This window comes from Shewanella halifaxensis HAW-EB4 (assembly GCF_000019185.1).
In the GTDB taxonomy this organism is placed as follows: domain Bacteria; phylum Pseudomonadota; class Gammaproteobacteria; order Enterobacterales; family Shewanellaceae; genus Shewanella; species Shewanella halifaxensis.
Map to the genome: position 1 here is coordinate 796,229 of NC_010334.1, position 24,559 is coordinate 820,787.

General features: G+C 46.1%; 17 protein-coding genes. 14 read left to right on the plus strand and 3 right to left on the minus strand.

The annotated features are described in order from the left end of the window. The first annotated feature begins 9 nt into the window (after positions 1 to 9). From SHAL_RS03330 to SHAL_RS03395, 14 genes are all read left to right on the plus strand, one after another. Positions 10 to 2,211: a xanthine dehydrogenase family protein molybdopterin-binding subunit gene (locus SHAL_RS03330; protein WP_012275780.1), complete on the plus strand. Its 2,202-nt coding sequence runs from the start codon at positions 10 to 12 to the stop codon at positions 2,209 to 2,211. Further along, positions 2,195 to 2,674, plus strand: a complete 480-nt coding sequence (locus SHAL_RS03335; protein ID WP_012275781.1) for a (2Fe-2S)-binding protein — start codon at positions 2,195 to 2,197, stop codon at positions 2,672 to 2,674. Before SHAL_RS03330 ends, SHAL_RS03335 begins: the two co-directional genes overlap by 17 nt. Further along, positions 2,671 to 3,513 carry an FAD binding domain-containing protein gene (locus SHAL_RS03340; protein ID WP_012275782.1) on the plus strand — a complete coding sequence of 281 codons (843 nt, stop codon included), beginning with the start codon at positions 2,671 to 2,673 and terminating at the stop codon, positions 3,511 to 3,513. Before SHAL_RS03335 ends, SHAL_RS03340 begins: the two co-directional genes overlap by 4 nt. Positions 3,514 to 3,625: 112 nt before the next feature. Beyond that, positions 3,626 to 4,558, plus strand: coding sequence for an aspartate carbamoyltransferase (gene pyrB / locus SHAL_RS03345; RefSeq protein WP_012275783.1), 933 nt, complete (start codon positions 3,626 to 3,628; stop codon positions 4,556 to 4,558). Beyond that, on the plus strand, positions 4,558 to 5,016 hold the full coding sequence (pyrI, locus tag SHAL_RS03350; RefSeq protein WP_012275784.1) for an aspartate carbamoyltransferase regulatory subunit: 459 nt from the start codon (positions 4,558 to 4,560) through the stop codon (positions 5,014 to 5,016). Before pyrB ends, pyrI begins: the two co-directional genes overlap by 1 nt. Before the next feature lie 342 nt (positions 5,017 to 5,358). Beyond that, positions 5,359 to 6,153 (plus strand): molybdopterin-dependent oxidoreductase FAD-binding subunit, encoded by a 795-nt coding sequence (gene ygfM, locus SHAL_RS03355; RefSeq protein WP_012275785.1) that lies wholly within the window; start codon positions 5,359 to 5,361, stop codon positions 6,151 to 6,153. A 2-nt stretch (positions 6,154 to 6,155) separates the two neighbouring features. Next, entirely contained in the window at positions 6,156 to 9,026 is a 2,871-nt protein-coding gene (locus tag SHAL_RS03360; RefSeq protein WP_012275786.1) for a molybdopterin-dependent oxidoreductase Mo/Fe-S-binding subunit, read from the plus strand. A 275-nt stretch (positions 9,027 to 9,301) separates the two neighbouring features. Next, entirely contained in the window at positions 9,302 to 10,708 is a 1,407-nt protein-coding gene (locus SHAL_RS03365; RefSeq protein WP_012275787.1) for a nucleobase:cation symporter-2 family protein, read from the plus strand. A 158-nt stretch (positions 10,709 to 10,866) separates the two neighbouring features. Next, on the plus strand, positions 10,867 to 12,183 hold the full coding sequence (gene guaD / locus SHAL_RS03370; protein WP_012275788.1) for a guanine deaminase: 1,317 nt from the start codon (positions 10,867 to 10,869) through the stop codon (positions 12,181 to 12,183). Between the two features lie 224 nt (positions 12,184 to 12,407). Next, complete coding sequence (locus SHAL_RS03375; protein ID WP_012275789.1) at positions 12,408 to 13,784, plus strand: NCS2 family permease; 1,377 nt, start codon at positions 12,408 to 12,410, stop codon at positions 13,782 to 13,784. 47 nt (positions 13,785 to 13,831) lie between these two features. Continuing rightward, positions 13,832 to 14,584: an outer membrane protein OmpK gene (locus tag SHAL_RS03380; RefSeq protein ID WP_012275790.1), complete on the plus strand. Its 753-nt coding sequence runs from the start codon at positions 13,832 to 13,834 to the stop codon at positions 14,582 to 14,584. Between the two features lie 220 nt (positions 14,585 to 14,804). Next, a complete protein-coding gene (gene fdhF, locus SHAL_RS03385; protein WP_012275791.1) occupies positions 14,805 to 19,178 on the plus strand; it encodes a formate dehydrogenase subunit alpha in 4,374 nt (1,457 codons plus the stop codon). Positions 19,179 to 19,283: 105 nt separating this feature from the next. Continuing rightward, positions 19,284 to 19,469 (plus strand): hypothetical protein, encoded by a 186-nt coding sequence (locus SHAL_RS03390; protein ID WP_041415821.1) that lies wholly within the window; start codon positions 19,284 to 19,286, stop codon positions 19,467 to 19,469. Between the two features lie 650 nt (positions 19,470 to 20,119). Beyond that, positions 20,120 to 20,536: a hypothetical protein gene (locus SHAL_RS03395; protein WP_012275792.1), complete on the plus strand. Its 417-nt coding sequence runs from the start codon at positions 20,120 to 20,122 to the stop codon at positions 20,534 to 20,536. Positions 20,537 to 20,583: 47 nt separating this feature from the next. Here SHAL_RS03395 and SHAL_RS03400 read toward each other — a convergent pair whose 3' ends face one another. The 3 genes from SHAL_RS03400 to SHAL_RS03410 all read right to left on the minus strand — a co-directional run bounded on the left by SHAL_RS03400 (position 20,584) and on the right by SHAL_RS03410 (position 24,538). Beyond that, positions 20,584 to 21,615 carry an aldose epimerase family protein gene (locus SHAL_RS03400; RefSeq protein ID WP_012275793.1) on the minus strand — a complete coding sequence of 344 codons (1,032 nt, stop codon included), beginning with the start codon at positions 21,613 to 21,615 and terminating at the stop codon, positions 20,584 to 20,586. Between the two features lie 11 nt (positions 21,616 to 21,626). Beyond that, positions 21,627 to 22,781, minus strand: coding sequence for a galactokinase (gene galK / locus SHAL_RS03405; RefSeq protein ID WP_012275794.1), 1,155 nt, complete (start codon positions 22,779 to 22,781; stop codon positions 21,627 to 21,629). A 335-nt stretch (positions 22,782 to 23,116) separates the two neighbouring features. After that, on the minus strand, positions 23,117 to 24,538 hold the full coding sequence (locus tag SHAL_RS03410) for a solute:sodium symporter family transporter (RefSeq protein WP_012275795.1): 1,422 nt from the start codon (positions 24,536 to 24,538) through the stop codon (positions 23,117 to 23,119). Positions 24,539 to 24,559: the final 21 nt, after the last annotated feature.

Genomic DNA, 24,559 nt, shown 5'->3' on the forward strand with positions numbered 1-24,559 from the left:
TGAGGTATTATGGATAGGGTAAATATTCCATTTAAATGGCAAGAGGCGACAGGGCGATCTCAATTTATTAGCGATCGCCATTTCGATAATCTATTAGAGGCGAAACTGTTTCGCTCAACATGTGCAAGGGCCAAGATACTTAATATTACACTGCCCAAGCTCCCCTCCGGGTATTTTGTCTTTGGTGCAAAAGATGTACCCGGGCGAAACGAGTTACCTATAGTGCTATCTGACTGGCCTGTATTTGCCAGCAGTGAGGTCCGCTACTTAGGCGAAGTTATTCTGTTGCTTGTGGGGCCCGATCTTAAGGAGCTCGACCGTTTAGCAAAATTAATCCACGTAGAATATCAACAGTTAACCCCAGCGTTTACGCCCCAAGATTCGAAACAGCTTATTCAGGGCGCCATTCATAATCAAGACGCTATTGATGATCTAAAGAATGTGTTCGACAGACACAAGCTTAATAAAGGCGACTTGGCTGCAGGATTCTCTCAGGCAGAGCATATATTTGAAGAGTCGATAAGCACTGGATATCAAGAACATATGTATCTTGAAACTCAAGGCATGGTTGGCTATCACAAAGATGGAAAAGTCGTAATCGAAGGCTCGATGCAGTGCCCTTGGTATGTGCATCACTGTATATCAACAGTACTGGGAAGCGAGGATGTACGCGTTATACAGACTCCTACTGGCGGAGCTTTTGGTGGTAAGGAGGACTATCCCGATGTACTGGCTGGTGCACTTTGTGTTGCCGTGCAAAGATTAAAACAGCCTATAAGGTTAGTACTTTCACGCAATGAGGATATCGCTTTTACAACTAAACGCCATCCGATTAATTTTCACTATCGCACTGGAGTCGATAGCCAGGGCAAAATTGTGGCTATGGACGTCAAGGTCGATATCAATGCTGGTGCTTACCTGAGTCTGTCTGGAATCGTCTTGCAGCGGGCCATTACTACCTGCACTAATGTTTACGATATCCCTAATGCGACAGTCGAGGCAACGGCTTGGGCGACCAATACCGTGCCTAGCGGTGCCTTTAGAGGGTTTGGTTCACCACAGACCTGCTTTGGTATTGAGACTCATCTTAATCATATTGCCAATAAATTAGGTTTGGATGCAGCTGAGTTTAAGCGCGCCCATCTGCTCACCACAAAATCTAAAACGCTCACAGGTGCCGATATCTTTGGCGACCTAGTGCTGGAGAAGATGTATGCCGAGATTTGTGAGAGCAGTGATTATCACGCTAAAGTGCAAGCCTATCGCCAGCAGGATAGAGGCGCTAACAAGTTATCAGGCATTGGAATGGCGCTATTTCAGCATGGTTGCGGTTTTGCTGGCGATCTTGAAGACACCTTAGTTAAGGCTGTTGTGCGCCTAGTAAAAGATGACAATGATGAGATTGAGATCCAAGTGTCTAATACTGATATTGGCCAAGGATTAAGCCTGACATTTTGCAAAATAGTGGCAGATACATTGAAGCGGCCTTTGAGCTCGGTAAGACTCGCAGCGGTCGACACTCAGCATGTACCTGATTCGGGTCCAACGGTGGCTTCTCGCTCGATTGTGATTGTGGGTTACTTGTTAGAAAAAGCCGCAGAAAAGTTAACCGATATTTGGCTGGGTTGTACAGCACAGAGTGTTGAGCAGAGATATAGCAAACCTGATTACCATCAATGGGATCAGCAGGCATTTAAAGGCAACGCTTATCAGGCAACCAGTTATGGCATCAATGTGGTCGAGCTTGAAGTGGATAGCGCTACAGGTGTAAGCGAAATAACAGGATTATGGGCTATCTATGATGTGGGTCATGTCATCGATGAGGCAGTATTCAAGGGACAGATAGACGGTGGCTTTGTACAGGCATTAGGTTATGGCGGTCTTGAGGTAATGACGCTCGATAGTGAGGGGCGATTCCAGCAAACTAATATGGCCGACTACGTTATTCCTACCGCGTTAGATGTTCCAAAAATTCACAGTTCAGTGGTAGATAACCCCTATCAATACGGTCCTCAAGGTGCTAAAGGTGGCGGCGAGTTAACTCATAATGGTGGCGCTGCAGCATATTGCGCAGCTATTGAGTGTGCCATCAATCATCCTATCAATGCTATCCCAGTGACCCCCGAGGTCGTGTGTTCTTTGCTTTATGGCAAGAAAAGTGGTTTAGAGTCAATGACTCAAGAGGAGCAAGGCCATGAAAATCAGCTTTAAACTTAATAGCGAATTGGTCACCGTCGATGTCGACCCATTACAACCTTTACTGACCACCCTAAGGGATGAGTTACACATGCAGGCAGCAAAACAGGGCTGCGGTGAAGGTGAGTGTGGTAGTTGCTCTGTTATCATGAATAATTTAATGGTTAATACCTGTTTGATCCCCACGATTCAGGCTAAAGGAGCCGCATTAGTCACGCTTGAAGGGTTAAGGGATACCCCTAAGGGACAGCTCGTTATCAATGCATTGCTCGAGGCTAAAGGGGTGCAATGCGGCTTTTGCACCCCCTCTATGGTACTGGCGCTTTATCACCTGCTCGACAACCGCACTTATGCGGATATAACGCCAACGGATAAGCAAATTCGTCAGGCTTTAGCGGGTAATCTTTGTCGCTGCACCGGTTACGGAATGATCGTTGAAGCGGCCAAAATTGCTGCGAAGCTGTGGGGGGAAGTATGATAAAAGTCTATCGTCCAACTAAATTACCTCAGGCATTGAACTATAAAGCGCTATGGGGTGCCACCCTCTTTGCTGGTGGTACAGATATCATGGTTCGTGGTCTGGAAAACCGAATTGATAGTGAGGCTCCGATACTCTTTCTTGATAATATTGACGGGCTTAAAAAGATTGAACGAGTGAATTCAGGCAATGAGTCCAGAGTGGTAATTGGAGCAGGGGTGACCTTGCATGAGTTGATTGCCCATGAGTTAACCCCCTTAATGGTCAAAGATGCCGCTAACCGCATTGGAGCCCCAGCCCTTCGAAATCGAGCGACCTTGATAGGTAATATATGTAACGCTTCTCCAGCAGCTGACATGTTACCCGCGCTCTACTTGCTGGATGCCCGTGTTGATCTTACCAGTAAGCACTGTAGCAGACAGCTACCTATAGATGAGTTTATTCTAGGACCGGGCAAAACAGCACTTAATGCCGATGAGATTGTGACCAGTGTGAGTCTGACGTTATCCCAGTTCGATGATTATTTTTATCATAAAGTGGGGACTCGCGCCGCCAATGCTCTGACCAAACTGTCGATATTGGCTGCAGTAAGAATTGAATCAGGCACTATCATGGATTGGCGATTAACGTTTGGCGCCGTAGGGCCAACGGTGGTCAGAAGTGTTGAGTTTGAAAATAGTCTCATTGGGCGCAATGCTTCGATATTAAAAGAAGGCAAAACACGTACCGAAATACTCAAATATTATAGTGATCTGATCTCGCCAATTGACGATTGTCGTTCCAGTGCTGAGTATCGTAGGTGTGCGGCGATGAATTTACTGCGCCGCTGGTTAGGCTAATTAGCATCAGTATAGGTATATACCTCGAACTAGCGGGATATATCTATACTCATTGATGGTAAACGAGTACGATTTTACATCGATTTTGCCACCGGAAAAGGACGCTGTAACAATGAGTAACCCCCTATACAACAAAAATATAATCTCAATTACCGACTTGTCTCGTGCTGAGCTTGAGTTGATAGTCTCTACCGCAAATGAACTGAAGCAACACCCTCGCCCTGATTTATTAAAAAATAAAGTCATCGCCAGCTGTTTTTTTGAAGCCTCGACCCGCACTCGCCTCTCTTTCGAGACCGCGGTGCAAAGGTTAGGTGGTAGCGTTATTGGCTTCCCTGACAGTGGCAATACCTCTTTGGGCAAGAAAGGTGAAACCTTAGCGGATTCAGTGCAGGTGATCTCCTCCTATAGTGATGCATTTTTTATGCGTCATAATCAAGAAGGCGCAGCGCGACTTGCTAGTGAATTTTCATCGGTTCCCGTGATTAATGGTGGCGATGGCTCTAATCAACATCCGACTCAGACCTTGCTCGACTTGTTTAGTATCTATGAGACCCAAGGGACCTTAGATAAGTTACAGGTGGCGTTTGTTGGCGACCTAAAATATGGACGCACCGTCCATTCATTGACCCAAGCCTTATCTTTGTTTGATTGTGAGTTCCACTTTGTTGCGCCTCCAGCACTCTCTATGCCCGAATATATTATCGATGAGCTTAAGGAAAAAGGCTGCACATTCACTCAGTATGACAGCTTAGATGGCGTACTCTCGAAACTGGATATTCTGTATATGACTCGAGTGCAGAAAGAGCGCTTCGACGAAACTGAGTATCAGCATATGAAATCCAGTTTTATCCTAACTGCTCAGATGTTTGAAGGTGTAAAGGATAATCTTAAAGTATTACATCCCCTCCCTAGAGTTGATGAGATCACCACCGATGTAGATAGCACTCCATATGCTTACTATTTCCAACAGGCTAAAAATGGCGTCTATGCTCGTCAGGCTTTGCTTGCCTTGGTATTGACCAACGAATTTGGAGATAAGTAATGAAAAAGCATCTAAAAGTTGAAGCTATTGAGCAAGGTACAGTTATCGATCATATTGCTCCTGGTCAAGGTATCAAGATTTTAAAATTCTTTGAACTTTCAAAGGGCCGTCAGCGTATTACTATAGGTTTGAATCTGCCGACATATGCTGGTGAACATAAAGATTTAATCAAGATTGAAAATACGGTCTTCGATCAAAATCAGGCCAACCAATTAGCCCTATTTGCGCCTAAGGCGACCATCAATGTAATTGAAAACTTTGAGGTGGTTAAAAAGTTTAAAGTAGCAATCCCTGAGCAGATCGCCGGCGTTCTAATATGCCCTAACAGTAATTGTATCAGTCACAATGAGCCTGTAGATAGCCGCTTTAATATCAAGCAAGAGTCTGGAGTGGTGAAACTTAAGTGTCATTACTGCGAGAAGTCATTTATCTCAGAGGTTTTCAAGGAACTCCACTAATTTATTAGTAAATCTTATCCTAAAGGCTATCAGTCTCAATATGATAGCCTTTTCTTATTTTGATACTTATTTTCTTCTCTTATTTTCAGCCTCCAGCATATCAACCATCTAAGCTAAATTATTTATCACCTGCATATAACACTTGTTGCTTCGATCGGCTTATCCCACAGTAAATTCATTTTTTTACGTATAGAAAAACTTGACCCGAGTCATAAAAAAAATTCATTTAGAAATTTAATCATGATGTTGGCTTAATAGTTGCTCTTATATATTTATTTGTAGCACCTCTTTAGCTGCATTTATTGATGGTTTCAAAATAGAAACCCTTGGGAAGGAAGTATTATGATTGAGCAATTTTTACAGCCTGATAATACAGAACAGGCATTGGATTTGATGCAGCAACATAGCGCCTGCGCAACTTGGTTTGCTGGAGGATCAAAACTCAATGCTAAACCAACATTAACAGAGAAAACGATAGCGATCTCCTTAGATCATCTCTCACTCGATAAGATAGAGTTACAAGGCCAAGCCTTACATATTGGCGCGATGTGCCGAGTTCAATCGCTGATTGATAGCGAATTAACTCCCTATGCGCTTAAGCAAGCGGCAACCTTTATCTACTCCAAACATCTACGTAATCAAGCAACACTCGGTGGCGAGATTGCCGCTTACCAAGATGAATCCCTATTATTACCCACATTGATGGCATTAAAGGCTCACGTTATTACCGCCGATGCCAGCAATATTTCAATCGAAGAATATCTGCAACAAGATAACCGTGACTTGATTTTGCAAGTCGTTATTCCTGATATAAATCTTGTTTGTTTGGCTTTCAATATGACGCGTTCTGCAGCTGGTCTTTCGATCGTTAATGCCGCAGTGTCTCTATCGCAAACAGGTGAAACCATTATCGTGATAGATGGCGTCTCTCCCCGTAGAGCCGGTTACAGCACCCCCGTCAGACTGACTGATATCGAAGCCCAAGATTTAGATGAAGAGGCGCTAGAAAAAGCAGTGGCTCAGGCAGTATTTCCAGAAGCCGATATTCGCGGCAGCATTGAATATAAGCAGTATATTGCGGGCATCTTAGTGACAGACCTGTTTATCGAGTGCCAACGCTTAGTAAAGGAGGCTTAATCATGAGTATTAACCTAACAATAAACGGCCGTAAAACGGTGTTGACCTGTCGCGTTGGTGAAAATGTTCAGACTTTGCTGCACAAACTAGGCTACCACTCAGTACGCAACAGTGATGATGGTTTTGGCTTTAGTGGCTCTGACACTATTTTGTTTAATGGCCAACTCATTAATGCTTCCTTGCTGATTGCGGCTCAACTTAATGATAGCGAAATCTTCACCGCTGAATCATTAGGTGAGTGGAATAAACTTAATCATGTGCAGCAGGCCATGGTTGATGTGGGCGTGGTTCAATCGGGTTATAACGACCCCGCTATGGCACTGATATTAACTGAACTGCTTAAACATAATTCTAACCCAAATCGTGCTGAGATTGATGATGCGCTAACCGGGATTTTCAGTCGTGACGCGGGTTATCAACAGTATTATCAAGTTATTGAACTCGCTGTTGCACGCCTAACAAATCCACAGCTCGCATCGGGTTATGCGCCAGAGTTCAAGGACGAGCTGAACTTTGTCGGTAAAAATACCCCTAAAACTGATGCCGCCATCATGGTGCAAGCTAAACCTTGCTATGTGGAAGACAGAATTCCTGACTCAGCTTGTGTGATTAAGATGCTGCGTAGCCCTCATGCTCACGCCTGGATCACCCATCTCGATGTCACTAAGGCCGAAGCCTTAGAGGGGGTCGTTACCGTAATTACCCATAAGAACTGCCCTGATATCGCTTATACCCCTGGCGGACAAAGTGCCCCAGAACCTTCACCTTTAGACAGACGCATGTTCTGCAAAAAAATGCGTCATGTAGGGGATCGTGTCGCTGCCGTCGTTGCTGAGTCGGTAGAGATTGCCGAGCAGGCTCTGAAGCTTATCGAAGTCGAGTATCAGGTGCTTAAGCCAGTATTGAGTATCGATGAGGCGCGCGCAGCGGATGCTCCGATCATACACAACGGTCCGATTGAATATAAGGTAGGTGCTCCAGCTGATCTTGAAGAGCAAAATGCCAATGCCGATATTAATGAAGGCAAGTTTATCGTCAACTTCCCTATCGGTTGCTACCCAAGAAAGAATATTGCTGCCAGCGTACGCGGTCATATCGGCGATCTAGATAAGGGATTTGCTGAAGCTGATCATATTATCGAGCGCACTTATGAGTCTAAGCAAGTGCAACAATTGCCGACAGAAACTCACATCTGTTATAGCTATATGGATGGTGACCGTTTAGTCATGCATGATTCGACTCAGGTGCCTTGGCATGTGCGTCGTCAGGTAGCAAATATCATCGGCGTAAAACAAAATAAGGTCCACGTCATTAAAGAGCGTGTCGGTGGTGGATTTGGCTCTAAGCAAGATGTGTTATTGCAAGATGTCTGTGGTTGGGCGACTTGGATAACCGGCCGCGGTGTCTATTTTCACTATACTCGTGAAGAAGAGTTTATCGCTAACTCTAGCCGTCATGTGGCTAAAATTAATGTTAAAATTGGTGCTAAAAAAGATGGCACGCTTACCGCTATCGATATGGATTTCTTAGCCAACACCGGTCCTTATGGTAATCATGCTTTGACTGTTCCTTGTAATGGCCCAGCGCTTTCTTTACCACTATACCCTTGTAAGAACGTCGATTTCCGCGTCACTACTTATTACTCTAACATCTGTCCAACAGGCGCATATCAAGGCTATGGTGCACCAAAAGGCAACTATGCATTAACGATGATTATGGCTGAAATGGCCGCGGAACTGGGTATCGATCATCTGGACATGGTTGAGAAAAACCGTGTACGCGAAGGGCAAGAACTTGAAATCCTCGGAGCCATTGGTGAGGGTAAGATGCCTTCTACGCCACCAAGAGCAATGAGTTGCGCCCTTGAGCCCATCCTTAAGCAAGGCCGTGAGCTAATTAACTGGGATAGTGATAAGCAAGCCGATGGTGACTGGCGAGTAGGCCGAGGTGTGGCCATTATTCAACAGAAATCGGGGATCCCCGATATCGACCAAGCGAACTGTGCCATCAAGATGGCATCAGATGGTACCTTTATCGTCCACTCTGGAGGCGCCGATATCGGCACCGGTCTCGATACTGTCCTACTGAAACTCACCGCAGAAGTACTTTGTTGTCAGTTAGATGACATTACTATCCACTCGGGTGATACCGACCACGCTCCATTTGATAAGGGCGCCTACGCTTCATCGGGTACCTGCTTCTCTGGTAATGCCGCTAAAATCGCTGCCGAAAACATGCGCACAAAGATCTTAACCTGTGGCGCCGAGATGTTGTCTGAGCCTGTAGAAGATGTCGCGATTGTAGCACCTGGTTTAGTGAAGGGTAAAAAAGGTGAAGTGAGCTATTTTGATATTGCTCGCCGCGCTGAAAGTGGTACTGGCTGGGGTCAACTGCTTGCCAGTGGTTGCTTCATCACGCCACTATTTGCCTTCCCTTATGGGGCAAACTTTACCGAAGTGGCAGTCAATGTTCGCACCGGTGAGATCAAGCTAGAGAAGTTCTATGCTCTGCTCGATTGCGGTACCCCAATCAATCCTGATCTCGCTTTAGGGCAGATCTATGGTGCCAGTATGCGCGCCATCGGTCACAGCTTAACCGAAGAGCTTATCTATGATGCCAGCGGCAATCCATTGACTCGAGATCTTAAGCGTTATGGTGCGCCTATGATTGGTGACATCCCGACTGATTTTAGAGCCGTTTTGGTACCGAGTGACGACAAGGTCGGCCCTTATGGTGCTAAGTCTATCTCAGAAATTGGTGTCAACGGCGCAGCTCCCGCAATTGCGACCGCTATTCACGATGCTTGTGGTGTCTGGATAAGAGATTGGCCTTTCACACCAGAAAAGGTGTTGGCAGGGCTCAACAAGCTGTAATTCTTACAGCAAACCAGTTTCAAACGTGAATTAGCTGAGCTGGTTTAAATCGTTATTTAGTCAAAGTTAGGCGTTCTCGAATTAATCGAGTTCGCCTCTATATGCTTGTCTGTTTTACCTATTTTACGTTGGTTGTTTGGCCGTTTTTCTTTCATGTATTTAAGTTGTTTGATCTGACATTTACCTAAAGCGTCGAGTACTGATTGTTACTGAGTCTCTATTGAGCTTGTTTTAGGCACCATACTCGCCGTTTAGAGCCGAGAAAAGGATTTGAGATGAAACTGTTATATCAAGTTGAAGATAAACCACCCATGGGCGTCAGTATTATTTTGGCGTTGCAACATATGCTCGCAGCTATGGGAGCTATCGTTGCGGTTCCCCTCGTTGTCGGTTCAGCCATAGGGCTACCCGTTAATGAAATGGTCATTCTAGTCAATGCCGCCCTTATGGTGTCAGGTGTTGTCACCATGATCCAGTGTAAAGGCTTAGGGCCCGTAGGCATTCGTCTTCCCGTCGTGATGGGCACCAGCTTTACCTTTGTGGCGATATCGATTTCCATCGGTCTGGAGTCCGGCGTTTCGGCCATTTTTGGTTCGGCGCTTATCGGCTCCTTAGTGATGATTATCGGCAGTCGTTTTATGCCTCAAATTCGCAAATTATTCCCTCCAGTTGTATCGGGCACCGTCGTGCTGCTTATTGGTTTAACTATCTTACCTGTGGCAGTGGACTGGTTTGCTGGTGGCTTTGTCGGTGAGGAAACCTATGGTCATCATAGTAATCTAGCCTTGGGTTTCTTGGTTCTGGTGGTGGTTATTGCTCTGTCGCAATGGGGGAAGGGCATTGTTTCCGCTGCCGCTATCGTTATCGGCATGTTCGTCGGTTACCTCGTGTCCATTATGCTAGGCATAGTCGATTTTACCCCTGTTTTTGCCGCTGAAAACTTTGCGTTACCGACATTATTACCCTTTGGAATTAGTTTTACCATCAGTGGAATAATCGGCATGTCGATCGCCTATCTGGTCACGATTATGGAGTCTACAGGAGACTTTCTGGCCCTCAGTGACGCCACTCATACCAAGCTAACGGGTAAAAAGCTCTCCAGAGGCATCCTCTGTGATGGCGTGGGTAGCGCCTTAGCATCTGCCGTTGGCACCACACCGTTTTCATCATTTAGTCAAAACGTCGGCATCGTCTCAATCACTGGGGTTGCCAGTCGTCATGTGGTGGCATTAACCGGCCTTATCATGGTGTTTGCAGGTCTATTTCCTAAGGTTGGCGCCTTAGTGGTGACGATTCCATCTCCCGTACTTGGCGGCGCGGGACTGGTGATGTTCGCCATGATCATCTCATCAGGCATCGGAATTCTAGCCCGCATCAATTTCACTAAACGCAACATGCTGATCATCGCCGTAGGTGTTGCTGTTGGTATGAGCGTCACCATGCGCCCGGAAATTCTGGCTTATTTCCCCGATTACATCAGAGTCATTTTTAGCTCAGGCATTACCGCTGGCTCCTTGGTCGCCTTGTTATTAAACCTCGTGCTCAGAGTGAGCCGATCCGATGAAGCGCAGTGCGCCGAAGAGAAGCGCGAGTCATTGAGAGAGCAGATAAAAGAGTGTGAATCATGCAACACCGCACTCGCAGACCAAGAGGCTGCACGTGTAAAAGTGACTCGTGTTTAGTTTCAGATTGAACCCATAGTGATAACAAACGCTAAATCAATATGAGTGATTTTAAATCGCTCATAGCTCAATAAGTAAAAATGAAAAAGTAACACCTGTCGATAGTGCTCAACCACTAATCGAAGTGAACTAGATTATGAATAATATTAGAGGTCAACATGGAATATAGCCATACAATCAAAGCAATCCGGGCATCGATATTGGATATCGCTTGTACCGTTGATAGCCCAAAAGATATAGAAAAGAACCTACGATTTATTGAAGATGGTTTATTGCTCGTGGCCAACGGACATATTGAGTGGGTTGGCACGTGGGAGGAGGGGCAATCTCGAATTCCAGCTAACGTTAGGGTGCGCACTTATCCAGGTAAAATAGTAATGCCTGGATTTATTGATACCCATATTCACTATCCCCAAGCCGAGATGGTTGGCGCCTACGGCGAACAGTTGCTGGAGTGGTTGAATAACTATGTTTTTCCCACCGAAGCTCGTTACAAAGATAAAGAATATGCCAGGGAGATGTCTGAGTTTTTTGTCAAACAGCTGCTGCGTAATGGCACCACCACAGCGCTAGTATTTGGTACCGTGCATCCTGAATCTGTTGATTCGCTCTTTGAAGTGGCTGAGAACATCAATATGCGCCTGATTGCAGGCAAAGTGATGATGGATCGCAATGCACCTGACTACCTTGTCGACACCCCAGAGACTAGCTATTCAGAGAGTAAGGCACTGATTGAGAAGTGGCATAAACGAGGACGCTTACTCTATGCCATTACCCCGCGTTTTGCTCCTACATCAACGCCTGAACAACTCGACATGGCCGGCAAGCTTAAGCAGGAGTTCCCTGATACTTATGTCCATACCCATCTGTGTGAGAATAAATCAGAGATTAAATGGGTCAAAGAGCTGTTTCCTGACCGTACTAGCTACTTAGATGTTTATCACCATCACGGCCTAACTGGCCCTAAGAGTATGTTTGCCCACAGTATTCACCTCGAAGACTGTGAGTGGGATTGCTTACAAAAAACCGATTCCGCCGTGTCGTTTTGCCCTACCTCTAACCTCTATCTCGGTAGCGGTCTGTTTAATCTCAAAGAGGCATGGAAGCGCAATGTAAAGGTTGGCGTAGGCACAGATATTGGTGCTGGAACCACCTTTAGCATAGTGCAGACCTTGAATGAGGCTTACAAGGTCATGCAGCTGCAAGAGTATCGCCTATCGGCATTTGAAGCCTTCTATATGGCAACCTTAGGTGGAGCAAAATCCTTGTCGTTGGACCACGTCATTGGCAACTTTGATGTCGGTAAAGAAGCTGACTTTGTGGTGATAGATCCCTGCTCCACACCTTTGCAGCAATTAAGATATGACAATTCAAAATGTTTAGCTGAGAAGCTGTTTGTGCTGATCACCTTAGGCGACGATCGCAGTATTTATCGTACCTATGTTGATGGTCGCCTGGTTTTTGAACGTACGTAAATTACATAATAATTTCAAAGGCATGCCTAGCTTTGCTAATTAGGCATATTCGGGAAATGTGGGCTAAAAATATAAATCAATATTCAAAATTGATGCGCTATTTAAACACCAAGTCACGGATTAAATCCTAGTGTGCTTTGCCGTGACGACCTTACTTGAAGTCAAATAGACACTTGCAAGATGGTGTTAACGCCCACTTTTGTGGCAATAAAGGAAGAGATGAGATGTCAGATACTAATACGGTAGACAATGAATCATTACAACAAAATAAGTTAGCTTCACGGAATCAATTAGATAATTATTTTGAAATCACAGAGCGAGGGAGCTCAGTCCGACAAGAGTTAATTGCCGGAGTGACCACCTTCTTGGCCATGGTTTATTCGGTCATTGTGGTGCCGAGTATGCTAGGCGCCGCGGGGTTCGATCCCGGTGCGGTCTTTATTGCCACCTGTTTAATTGCCGCTTTTGGCTCCCTGTTAATGGGCTTATGGGCCAAATTACCTATGGCGATTGGCTGCGCCATATCGCTGACCGCATTTACCGCGTTTAGCTTAGTGCTAGGTCAAGGGGTGAGTATACCCGTTGCGCTTGGCGCGGTATTCCTTATGGGTGTCGTGTTTACTGCAATTACAGTAACAGGCGTACGACAGTGGATCTTAACTAACTTACCCCATGGTATTGCCCATGGCACCGGTATCGGTATTGGATTGTTTTTACTCCTGATTGCTGCTAACGGTGTTGGTTTGGTGGTTAAAAACCCTCATGCCGGTTTACCGGTAGCGTTCGGTGATTTCACCTCCCTGCCAATTTTAATGTCAGTGTTAGGTTTAGCGGCAATTTTAGGACTTGAGAAGCGTCGCATCCCTGGTGGTATTTTATTGGTGATCATTGCTATCTCAATTTTAGGGCTAATATTCGATCCTAACGTCAAGTATCAGGGCTTCTTTGCTATGCCAAGTTTTGGCGGCGAAAACTCCCTAATCGGCACCATGGATATTATGGGTGCGCTTAATCCAATCATTTTACCGAGTGTTCTAGCCTTGGTGATGACGGCTATTTTCGATGCCACTGGCACCATTCGCGCCGTTGCAGGTCAAGCAAACTTGCTTGATAGCAAAGGCCAAATTATCAATGGTGGTAAGGCGCTGACATCAGACTCTATCAGTAGCATTTTTGCCGGTGCAGTCGGCGGCGCACCAGCAGCAGTTTATATCGAATCTGCAGCAGGTACCGCAGCTGGCGGCAAAACAGGCTTAACAGCCACGGTTGTAGGCGGCCTTTTTGCTTGCATGCTTTTCCTAGCTCCTATCAGTTATCTTGTGCCTGCTTACGCAACCGCACCCGCTTTGATGTATGTGGGACTGCTGATGCTGTCCAATGTTAGCAAACTGGATATGAATGACTCGGTCGATGCCCTCTCTGGATTGGTTTGCGCCGTGTTTATCGTACTTACTGGCAATATCGTTACCGGTATCATGCTTGGTTTTACTTCACTTGTGGTAGGCCGGGTTATTTCTGGTGACTGGCGCAAGCTCAATATAGGAACTGTAACTATTAGTGTCATTTTAATAATTTTTTATGCAGGTGGCTGGGCGATTTAATCTTGAATTAACCAATAACAATTAATCAATTTTATAGGGTCAGAAAAATGAACAATAAATGGATCTTTGCAACTCTACTATTAACACCACAGGCTTTTGCTGGCGATATCATTCACTGGTGGGATGTAAGTTTATCCGCGCTATATGGCGAAAATTATGATCTTGCTCCTTCAGAAAAGCAAACCACGCTTACCTTTGAAACCGCTGGCGGTTGGAAATACGGTGATTGGTTTGCCTTCCAGGATTTCACCTACTTTAATGGTTCCAATGTGGGTAAGGAACAAACTACCTACGGTGAAATAACCACTCGCTTCAGTGCGGGGAAAATCTTCGATACTAAGGTGGGTTTTGGCCCAGTAACGGATCTATCCCTAGCCTTAAGTTTAGAAGAGGGTGAAGGACCGGTTAAGAGCTTTCTTTACGGTATCGGCTCAGATATTGATATCCCGTATTTTAGTTTCTTTAGCCTAAATCTATACCGTCGTTCGGCTATCAGCGATGACAATATTAGTGATGGCTGGCAAGCATCTCCTTCATTTAAGATCGAGTTCCCTGTCGGTAATTCAAGCATCGTATTTGATGGCTATGTGGACTGGGTCTTTGCAGTAGATGATGCGAATTACTCTACAGGTGTACACGTTAACCCGCAGCTTAAATATGACTTAGGTGCTGCCATTATGGGTGAGGGCAATAAAGGCCACCTATATGTGGGTATCGAGTATGACTACTGGAAGAATAAATATGGTGTCGAAGGGATCGATCAAAACACCTATTCATTCATTGTTAAATATCATCTATAGAGCAGTCTAAGTTTTTTAGACTTAATAAAGTAAATGACCTCCGGCAAAGCCGGAGGCTCATTTGATGAGGCCCTCAAAGGGCTAAAATAAGCACCAAGACGCATTCAACTACCAAGCTTCAACGGATCACGCTGGCTGTCTTCTTTTTCTTGATCACAGGTATGGTCGTACCCTTTCCTCATTAAGGGCATATGTTGAGATGGAATGATAAGGTAAGGCCATGAAAAATATTATAATTAATGGTAATCAACTCACAGTTAGTCCCGAAGCAACCTTGTTCGACATTGCAAAAAAAGCGGGGATCACTATTCCTAACCTATGTCATCAACATAATGACACTGGTTTTTCCACAAAGAGTACAGAGAAAAGCCACTGTAACTTGTGTCAGGTGGAAGTACGCATTTCAGGAAATAGCAAACACAATGAGTCCGTGACCGTCCGGGCTTGTGATACCCAGCTCAACTCTCTCTATTCAGCGGATGAACAGACAATAGAGATTATCACTCAATCTGCTCATCTGAGTTTACTAAGACAAGCGGCACTGACCGAAATTCTAAGCGACCATTTTGCCGACTGCGAAGCACCTTGCCAACAAGCCTGTCCTGCTGGCGTCGATGTGCAATCTTATCTTTTCCATATCGCACAAGGTAACCATAGAGAAGCAATTAAGGTGATTAAGCAAATGCTGCCACTGCCTCTCTCGATAGGGCGAGTTTGCCCGGCATTTTGTGAGGTAGAGTGTCGTCGGGGCTTAGTCGATGAGCCCGTTGCCATTAGGCAACTGAAACGCCACGCTGCCGATCTCGACCTTAATGATAGCCAGAGCTATATACCGCCAAGAGCGCCTGCTACAGGTAAGAAAGTGGCTATTATAGGCAGCGGACCTGCAGGCATTAGTGCCGGATATTTTCTATCAAACGCAGGCCATGAAGTTACCATTTATGAAATGATGCCAAAGGCGGGGGGCTGGCTACGATATGGGATCCCAGAGTATCGCCTACCAAAGGCCATACTCGATAAAGAGATAGACCTGCTCTGCCAAAATGGCTTAAACATTGAAACCAATGTGAGATTAGGCCATGAGCTCCATCTCCCGCAACTGGTAGAAAACTTCGACGCGGTTTGTCTCGCCATCGGTGCGCAAAAAGCGGTACCGATGAACTACCTAGGCTCAGATCTCAAGGGGTGCTACTTAGGCGTCGATTACCTTAAAGATCACTGTCTGGATAAGAGATTTACCACCGGCAAACGAGTGGCTGTTATCGGCGGAGGTAATACGGCCATCGATTGTGCCCGCACCGCCAAGCGTGAAGGTGCCGACGTCACCTTGATCTATCGCCGTACCAAGGAGGAGATGCCTGCAGAAGATTATGAAATAGTCGAAGCTGAGCACGAAGGCGTTAACTTCCATTTCCTTACCAATCCGATTGAAAATCACAGTGATGAGCAAGGCCGCGTTAAGAGTGTAACTTTTGAGATAATGGCTCTTGGTGAGCCAGATAGTTCAGGCAGACGCGCTCCGGTAGCGACAGGTGAAACCTTCACTGAAGATTTTGATACCGTGATCCCCGCCGTGTCTCAGATGCCGGATATGGATTTTCTTAACCATCCACAAAGTCAGTTATCAACGGGCAAGCTTGCCCTCACTCGCTGGAATACATTCGAGGGATGCGACCACACCATGTCTGCGGGTCACTCATCAGGCACTGAAAAACTGTTTGTTCTTGGCGATTCGCGAACAGGCCCTGCCACTGCAGTTGCCGCTGTCGCCGATGGACGCAAAGCCGCTATTGCCATAGATAAGTTGCTCAACCAAGGCCTGACCTGTGAATTGACTAAATTTAAGTTCAATGCCACCAAGGCGAGTAAGACAGCCTCACTGTCATCGGCCTTATACCCTCATACCAAGGTTGAAGCTAAGGCCAAAATGCCTGAGCTTAGCCTGTTACACCGAATGGGGGGATTTAGCGAAGTTGAGCTAGGATTTGCAACCGACGAAGCCATGAAAGAGGCCGCGCGTTGCCTTGAGTGTGCCTGTCAGGCCAATACCGATTGTAAGCTGCGCGATTACGCCACTGAATATAAAGTCGACAGTAAATCACTCGTACCTCAAAGCCCTGTAGATGCGCCGCGTCAGTTTAGTGTCGATGACTCTAGTCCTTTTATCACTTTTGATGCTAATCGCTGTATTAGTTGTGGCGCTTGTGTCGATATCTGTCATAACAAGTGCGGCCATAGTGCCATTAGCTTCGAGTCCGAAAACCACTATCAGGTATTACCAGACTCAAGCTTGTCACCAGAGCGCCGCGCACCACGTGTTGGCTTTAATGTCACCATGAGAGACAGTGATTGCGTCCAGTGTGGTAGCTGCATACAAGTGTGTCCAACTGGCGCACTTGTCGATGCTAGAAACAAGACTCAGGGCGTGACCGATGAATTAACTCAGGTATCGACCGTCTGTACTTACTGTGGAATAGGTTGCCGCCTGATCATGCATGTGGATACGGCAAATAACACCCTCAAGCACATCAGCGGTGATGGTAACTCTCCGGTTAATGAAGGCATGTTATGCGTTAAAGGTCGCTTTGGCTTTGATTTTATTGGTAGTGAGCAAAGACTAACACAGCCACTTATTCGTAAAAATGGCCAGTTAATCCCAGTATCTTGGGATGAAGCCATCGATTATGTTGGTGATAAACTCGGTAGCATCATCGCTACCCATGGCGGCGATGCCGTCGCTGGACTCGCCTCTGCCAAGGCGACCAACGAAGATAACTATGTTTTTCAAAAGCTGTTTAGAAGCATTATCGGCACCAACAATATCGACCACTGCGCCCGTCTTTGTCACGCATCGACCGTAACAGGCCTATATGACGTGCTCGGTAGCGGTGCCATGACCAATGATATTCCCAATATTAAAGAATCGGATCTAATCTTTATCCTCGGATCTGACACCAGCAATGCTCATCCGATTATAGCCTCGAAGATCAAGCAGGCGATCACCGAACATGGTGCGCGTTTGGTGGTTGCCGATCCTAAGCGCGTCGATATATCCGATCACGCCGAGCTCTATATGTGCCACAAGCCGGGCACCGATGTGATGTTAATCAATGCCATGATGCAGCAGATAATTAAGCATAACTGGCATGATAAAGCGTACCTTGAAGCTAGAGTCGATGGTTTTGAAGCGCTCTACAGCGAGGTCATGAAGGAGAAATACTCGTTAGAGAATGCGCAACTCATCACCGGAGTCGATGCGACTGAAATAGCCACCTTGGCCAAGATGATAGGCACTGCCAAGAAAACCGCTGTCTACTACGCCATGGGCATAACTCAACACACCTCGGGCCATGACAACGTCACCGCCATTGCCAACTTGCAACTCTTGTGTGGCAATATCGGCATTCGCGGCGCAGGTATCAATCCACTTCGCGGCCAGAGTAATGTTCAAGGTGCCTGTGATATGGGGGCTCTACCTAATTATTTCACGGGCTACCAAAAGGTCGACGACCCTGCGGTGCAGCGACGCTTCAAGCAAGCTTGGGATTGTGAGACGTTGCCAAACAAAATAGGCTTAGCCGCCACTGAAGTGATGCATGCACTGATGAAGGGCAAGCTCAAAGCGCTCTATGTTATGGGGGAGAACCCAGCGTTAAGCGATCCCGATCAAACCCATGTGATCGAAGCGCTGAAAGAGGCTGAGCTATTAATCGTTCAGGATATTTTCTTAACTGAAACGGCCGCCATGGCTCATGTGGTCTTGCCGGCACTGTCATTCGCCGAAAAAATCGGCCACTTCACCAACACCGAGCGCCGCGTACAGCAGCTCCAAGTCGCTGTAAAGCCGCCAGGACTTGCCAAGCTCGACTGGAAGATAGTGCAGAGCATCGCCAATGCATTGGGGGGGAGCTGGGACTATACGGATGAGAAGCAGATTTGGCATGAGATAACCCAAGTAACGCCACAATATCGCGGTATTAGCTGGGAAACTATGGATCCAAACAGTGACAAAGGTATCGCAGGTTTGCAGTGGCCTTGTCCAGAGGTTGGTCATCCAGGCACGCCGATATTGCATATGAAAGAGTTTACTCGAGGTCGCGCCCAGATGAGAGCGATGGACTATCGATTGCCTGCCGAACCGCCTTGTAGTGAGTACTCGCTAACCTTGTCGACTGGACGCTTGCTGGAACAGTTTCACACTGGAACCCTGACCCGCAAAACGGCTGGACTCGATGAGTTGGGTAAACCACGGGTGATGATCTCAGTCTATGACGCCGAGAAGCTTGGCATCGCTAATGGCGATATGCTGCAGATCACCTCTCGCCGCGGTGAGATTGAGATCGCCGCATTCGTCACTAAGCGTGCTCAAGCTGGCGTCTTGTTCCTGCCGTTCCACTTTGCCGAGGCCGCAGCCAATAAGCTCACCATCAATGCGCTCGATCCTGTCGCTAAGATCCCCGAGTTTAAGATCTGCGCCATTAAAGTCGCAAAGGTTGAAGTCAATAAGACTGAAAATATATCCACACTTGAAGTCGCAAAGGTGGCTAAGGCTAGAGCTGAGACAGAGACAGAGCATGATATGGAAGTGAGTTAACCCTGAAGTAAGTACGGCATAGGACTTAGACTGGCAGACTTGAGACTCTGTCAGTCTAGTGTTCATTAACCTTAAGTGATGGCGAATAACGTTAGGAATAGAATAATGACTGATAATATTAAAAGTTCTACAGCCACTGATGATATTGGATCTTTAGACTCTGGAGATACTGCTGTAACGCAAATGTCAGCTGGCGACGCCACATCTACTGTAGCCGCTATCAAAACTGCTGCTCCCGTTATAGAAGTTGGGGCTGTAGCTTATGGTTTATGCTTTATTCATATCATTTAAAAATTGATAGCTAAACCAAGCCACTTGTTAGGTTTGCTTAGTGAACAATACTATTAGTGAGTCGTAATTTTAGTCGGTAATACTAAGCGGCCCTATGGTCGCTTTTTTATGCTTGAAATCAAATGGAGTAAAGGGAGATTAATCTATCAAAATTGTTTCAAGAAAGGAGGGGGATAGCTCGATTTAACGCTAAACCTTCCATTAGAGTGATGTTTAAAGCGGCGCTTCTCTTAGCCAAAGAGTACTCATATTCTGGTCGTCGGCGTGCGCTTGTCATACTGCATTTACACTATAGTGGTAGGCTTTTTCTATCAACGAAATAGCTTGTTGCCTTTATTCGGCTGTTGTTATTTAAACGGTTGATGTTGTGAGGGTTATTAACTTAGTCGGTGATTTTTTGAATTTATTGATAACGAAAAACTTGAATAACGGCTGCTTTGAACTAAATTCGATAAGGACTGAATAATTTATGTGATTTATTTCAGCTCTAATAGTGATATTTCGTATTTTCAACTATTGATATTCGGCAAAAATCTGTAAAAATACCGCTTCTGTCTCTGATGGCGAAATACAGGGAAAACGGAAGTAAATGTTAGCGCAATTTACTTCTTATTTATTTTGTATGTGTTGATTTAAGGGCATTAACATATATGTATAAGACGACAAAAAAACCAGTTTGGTACGGCGAGCTAAGAACGGCTCGTGGCAATACCATTCTAATTCATGATAAACAGTTTCCTGATGCTTCAGCTGGACGTGTTTACTTCTATAACGCGACTCGAGAGTCAATCATTGAGTATGCAGAAGATATCGTTAAGCCTAACTTGCATGAGCTTGATGAGCAGGCGATAGCTGAGGTAGATAAAACTTGTGGCGCCGCTTGGTTTGCTGCAAGAGAAGAGTTTATGGCTAAGCATCAAGGCTGGGTTGAGGCAAATAACCCTAAGAGTGCAGCTGCACCTAAAAAGCCAAAGGCTGCACCTGTCGCTGACGACGATGAGCCAGAGTTAGCATCTGCAGACGACGATGACTACGATGATGATTGGTCAGACGATTACGATGATTAATCAATAAAAATAACAGCGCCTAGGCGCTGTTTTTTTGTTTCTTTTGATTAAGCATCATTTTCAAATTGATAGCGACTGATGTGATGATAAATCTCCCCCGGTGCTATCAAGGCATCACCCGCAATATGCGGTTGGTTAGGTGCATCTGGGATCTGTTGAGGCTCCAAACAAACCCCCTGATACTGATTCAATCTATGTTGGTTCTTACCAACCACACCCTCTAAGCCATTTCCTCCATATACTTGTACACCAGGCTGATTAGTATATAGCGTCATGCTGCGACCACTGAGCGGTGAGCTTAAACTGCCAAATCGCTGTAACTTCGACTCAGTGCTTGGCATTAAAAAGCAGTGATCGATTCCCGATGTCGTAGTTAACTCTTCTCTACCTATTAGCGACTGTAATTGAGTCGGTAAAGACAGGTCTAAGCCGCTGCCATGGGTTTGGCGAATTGCGCTAGGGATTCCCACGTTATTCATTTCGAGATACTGAGTCGCATCGACTTGCAGTTGATGATCTAGGCTTGATTCACTGGCATCTAAATTGAAATAACTATGTTGAGTTAAGCTGATGGGGCAAGGTTTATCAGAGCTGGCTAAGATCTCCACATAGAGATTATTGCCCACGAGGCGATAATCTAGCTGCACATTGCAGTTTCCCGGAAAGCCCATATCCCCATCAGGGCTTCTTAGGCTGAGGCGAACACCATCGGGGAGAGTACCAAGTTGCCACTGCTGGCGGTGAAAGCCTTCTCTGCCGCCGTGTAAACAGTTGCTGTCTTGGTTGGTATCGAGAGGGTACTGAGTTTGGCCAACATTAAATTGCCCATTGGCAATTCGGTTTGCATATCGGCCAACAATAGCGCCTAAGTAGGCGTCTTGTGTTAGATAACCCTCGGCGCTATCACAGCCCAAAACTAAGTTGGCGCGTTCGCCGTCTCTATCCGGAGCCCATAAAGAGCGAATAATCCCACCTAGGCTTAATACCTCAATGGCGAGCGTGCCGTTGTCGATGAGCAGTCGCTCAATTTGTCCACCACGTGGATCGGTCCAAGGTTCGAGAGAGCGAATACGTACCATTATTAGTCCTGTTAATTATCGATGCGCTTAGCACCATCGCTGGCTGAACACAGATATATGTCGGCTTCTAGCCCAGTCTTATCTGCGTATTTTTGTTCAATGATCGAGACAACTGAATCGGTTAGTTCGTGATCGACTAGCGCGACAACGCAGCCGCCAAAGCCACCACCTGTCATGCGTACACCTCCGCGATTACCGATGACTTCTGATATTATCTCGACAAGGTAGTCGATCTCGCTGGTGGTGATCTCAAAATCATCACGCATTGATGCATGCGACTGTGCCATTAAAAGACTGACTTTTCCTATGTCACCAGACTCTAGTGCCCATGCGGCATTTTGGGTGCGTCGATTTTCAGTGACCACATGTTTTGCTCGTTTATAACAAGCTGCAGTTAATTCAGATTTACCAGCTTCGAGGCTGGCCAAATCAAGATCTCGTAGTGACTCAAGGCCAAAATGAGTTGCTGCTTGCTCACACTGCTCGCGGCGAAGGTTATATTCGGAGTCAACGAGACCGCGCTGAACATTCGAGTTGATAATAATCAGGCTTAGGCTGTCGGGAATACTGACCGCTTCACTGTCTAAATCGAGACAGTCGATAAGCAGCGCATGGTCCTGCTGACCCAGTGCGCTGATCATCTGATCCATAATGCCGCAGGCGCAGCCGACAAATTGATTCTCTCCGCGCTGGGCCAGCTGAGCGATGGCAAGTGGTGAGAGTTGTATTTGGCTGCAATCGTTAACGGCGGTGCCAAAAGCAATCTCTAAGGCTGCGGAGGATGAAAGGCCCGCGCCCATTGGTACGTTACTGACAACGGCCAGATCGAGTCCTTTTGCCGTTAGGCCCGAGGTGGCCATTGCTGCGGTAAAGCCTTTTAGGTAGTTCGACCAATGATTCTTAACTGGCGTGCCTTCTTCACCAAATATCCACTCCTCAATCTCACCGGGAAAGGCATCGGAGACGGCGCGAAAGCGTAAGTCATCGCGGCGTTTTACTACAATAGCAGTGTGGAAGTTGATAGCAGCGGGAAGTACAAAGCCATCGTTGTAATCTGTATGCTCACCAATAAGGTTGACGCGTCCAGGGGCACAATAAAGCTCATCGGCTTGGGTGCCAAAAGTTTGCACAAACAGTTTGTTTGCTCGCTGAGCTGGATTGGACATAATTTCAAATTTCCGAATGTTAATATTTACGTTTAGCACAAAACATTGCAATAAACTCTTTGGTTGCTGAGTTTGATTCTGGTGACCAATTTAATAACAGCGGCATACATAAAATTAATAGTAATAGGTTACATTTTATTGAGCGGAGATGAGGCTTAGTTTTAGTGACTTCAGGTTTTTAAACTTGTGTCATATTATATTGCTCAATATCCATCTCTTGTTTTATAGCATGACTTTGTAAATTGTGTAACTGAGTTTTTTTGCAAATAGAACGCTGTAGACAAAAGGCGTTTATGCCCTACTGTTATCGCAGGGCATAAGAGTTATCGCTAGAGTTAGTCGGTTACAAGTTGGCTATTGATGCTTTGGGGCCCAAATACAAACTTGCTCAGTGCTAGGGTGACCAATATGGTGGCGGCGAGTGTTATTGCCATCATATGGATGAAGTGCAGAGGGCTCCATACAAAGGTAAATACCGCATACACCAGTACACCAAATACTAGACCTATCTTAATGGCTTTTGCATTGACATCCTTAAAGGCAAGCGCGCAGATAAAGGCGGCTAATACCGGCATGGAGTAGAGGCCATTTAGCTGCTGCAGCAGGGAGATGATGCTAGCCGACTGAGCAAATACCGGCACTAAGCATAATGAGATAAGCGTAAAGACTAACGCCACTCGGGTACCTATCTTACGTACATCGGCATTAGGGTTAACGTAGTTTTGGTGGATGTCACAGGTATAAAGTGCAGCTGCTGAGTTTAAGCATGAGTTAAACGAGCTCAATACTGCCCCCGCCATCACGGCGGCAAATGCGCCAGACATCCAACTTGGTAAGATGTCACCAACTAACTTACCGTAGGCTACATCACCCACATCCCCATAAAGCTTATAGGCAACAAGCCCAGGTAATACCACGATAATAGGGATGATAAGCTTCATAACGACTGCGGCATAAAGGCCTTTCTGGGCTTCTTTCACCGATTTGGCTGCCAAAGCTCTTTGGGTGATCACCATATTGGTGCCCCAGTAGAAGATCTGAATAAAGATCATACCCGTTAGCAGAGTGTGCCAAGGGATATCGGATTGACTGTCGCCAATCAAGCTGATGCGCTCAATCGGGATCCCTGATAGGTCCCAATTGACGGCATTAAGCGCTAGGTAAGAAACCACGACCCCCATGAATAACAATCCAACACCATTGAGGCTATCTGAAATTGCGATGGCTCTTAGGCCGCCAAAAATAGCATAGATAGCGCCGACGACTGCAAAGATAACCGCGAGTACTGTCACTGAAATCGATAAGCCAAACATCGACTTCATAAATAATGAGCCGGTATAAAGTACGACAGGTAGCAAGATGAAGGCATAACCAAGCATAAATAGTACCGACACCATGGCGCGGATCCCTTTATCTTGATATTTGCGCTCAAGTAGCTCAGTGGTGGTGGTGCAGTTATATTTGTAATAGATCGGAATCAGCCATTTCGCTAGGATGATGAGTCCCACTGCTGCGGCGATCTCCCACCATGCCACGAGTAAGGTTTGCGCGCCGTTCATCCCCACAATTTGCTCGGCGCTGATGTTGGTCATCATCAAAGACCCCGCGACGACGACCCAGCTCAAGCCGCCGCCAGCCAGAAAGTAATCTTTGCTATCACTCGTATTGCGGGTGATTTTGCGACACTTTAAGTAGGTGATTAAGCCTACCAAGGCGGTTAAGCCAAAAAATATAACCAGTTGAATAGTCTGTTCCATGTTGATCCTTCACTGCTATTT

What these genes read in the sequence shown, in the direction of transcription:
- SHAL_RS03380 (WP_012275790.1), top strand. Translation starts at nt 13,832, where the DNA reads ATGAACAATAAATGGATCTTTGCAACTCTACTATTAACACCACAGGCT.
- SHAL_RS03395 (WP_012275792.1), top strand. Translation starts at nt 20,120, where the DNA reads ATGTATAAGACGACAAAAAAACCAGTTTGGTACGGCGAGCTAAGAACG.
- SHAL_RS03400 (WP_012275793.1), bottom strand. Translation starts at nt 21,615, where the DNA reads ATGGTACGTATTCGCTCTCTCGAACCTTGGACCGATCCACGTGGTGGA.
- SHAL_RS03330 (WP_012275780.1), top strand. Translation starts at nt 10, where the DNA reads ATGGATAGGGTAAATATTCCATTTAAATGGCAAGAGGCGACAGGGCGA.
- galK (WP_012275794.1), bottom strand. Translation starts at nt 22,781, where the DNA reads ATGTCCAATCCAGCTCAGCGAGCAAACAAACTGTTTGTGCAAACTTTT.
- pyrB (WP_012275783.1), top strand. Translation starts at nt 3,626, where the DNA reads ATGAGTAACCCCCTATACAACAAAAATATAATCTCAATTACCGACTTG.
- fdhF (WP_012275791.1), top strand. Translation starts at nt 14,805, where the DNA reads ATGAAAAATATTATAATTAATGGTAATCAACTCACAGTTAGTCCCGAA.
- SHAL_RS03390 (WP_041415821.1), top strand. Translation starts at nt 19,284, where the DNA reads ATGACTGATAATATTAAAAGTTCTACAGCCACTGATGATATTGGATCT.
- ygfM (WP_012275785.1), top strand. Translation starts at nt 5,359, where the DNA reads ATGATTGAGCAATTTTTACAGCCTGATAATACAGAACAGGCATTGGAT.
- SHAL_RS03335 (WP_012275781.1), top strand. Translation starts at nt 2,195, where the DNA reads ATGAAAATCAGCTTTAAACTTAATAGCGAATTGGTCACCGTCGATGTC.
- SHAL_RS03340 (WP_012275782.1), top strand. Translation starts at nt 2,671, where the DNA reads ATGATAAAAGTCTATCGTCCAACTAAATTACCTCAGGCATTGAACTAT.
- SHAL_RS03410 (WP_012275795.1), bottom strand. Translation starts at nt 24,538, where the DNA reads ATGGAACAGACTATTCAACTGGTTATATTTTTTGGCTTAACCGCCTTG.
- pyrI (WP_012275784.1), top strand. Translation starts at nt 4,558, where the DNA reads ATGAAAAAGCATCTAAAAGTTGAAGCTATTGAGCAAGGTACAGTTATC.
- SHAL_RS03375 (WP_012275789.1), top strand. Translation starts at nt 12,408, where the DNA reads ATGTCAGATACTAATACGGTAGACAATGAATCATTACAACAAAATAAG.
- guaD (WP_012275788.1), top strand. Translation starts at nt 10,867, where the DNA reads ATGGAATATAGCCATACAATCAAAGCAATCCGGGCATCGATATTGGAT.
- SHAL_RS03365 (WP_012275787.1), top strand. Translation starts at nt 9,302, where the DNA reads ATGAAACTGTTATATCAAGTTGAAGATAAACCACCCATGGGCGTCAGT.
- SHAL_RS03360 (WP_012275786.1), top strand. Translation starts at nt 6,156, where the DNA reads ATGAGTATTAACCTAACAATAAACGGCCGTAAAACGGTGTTGACCTGT.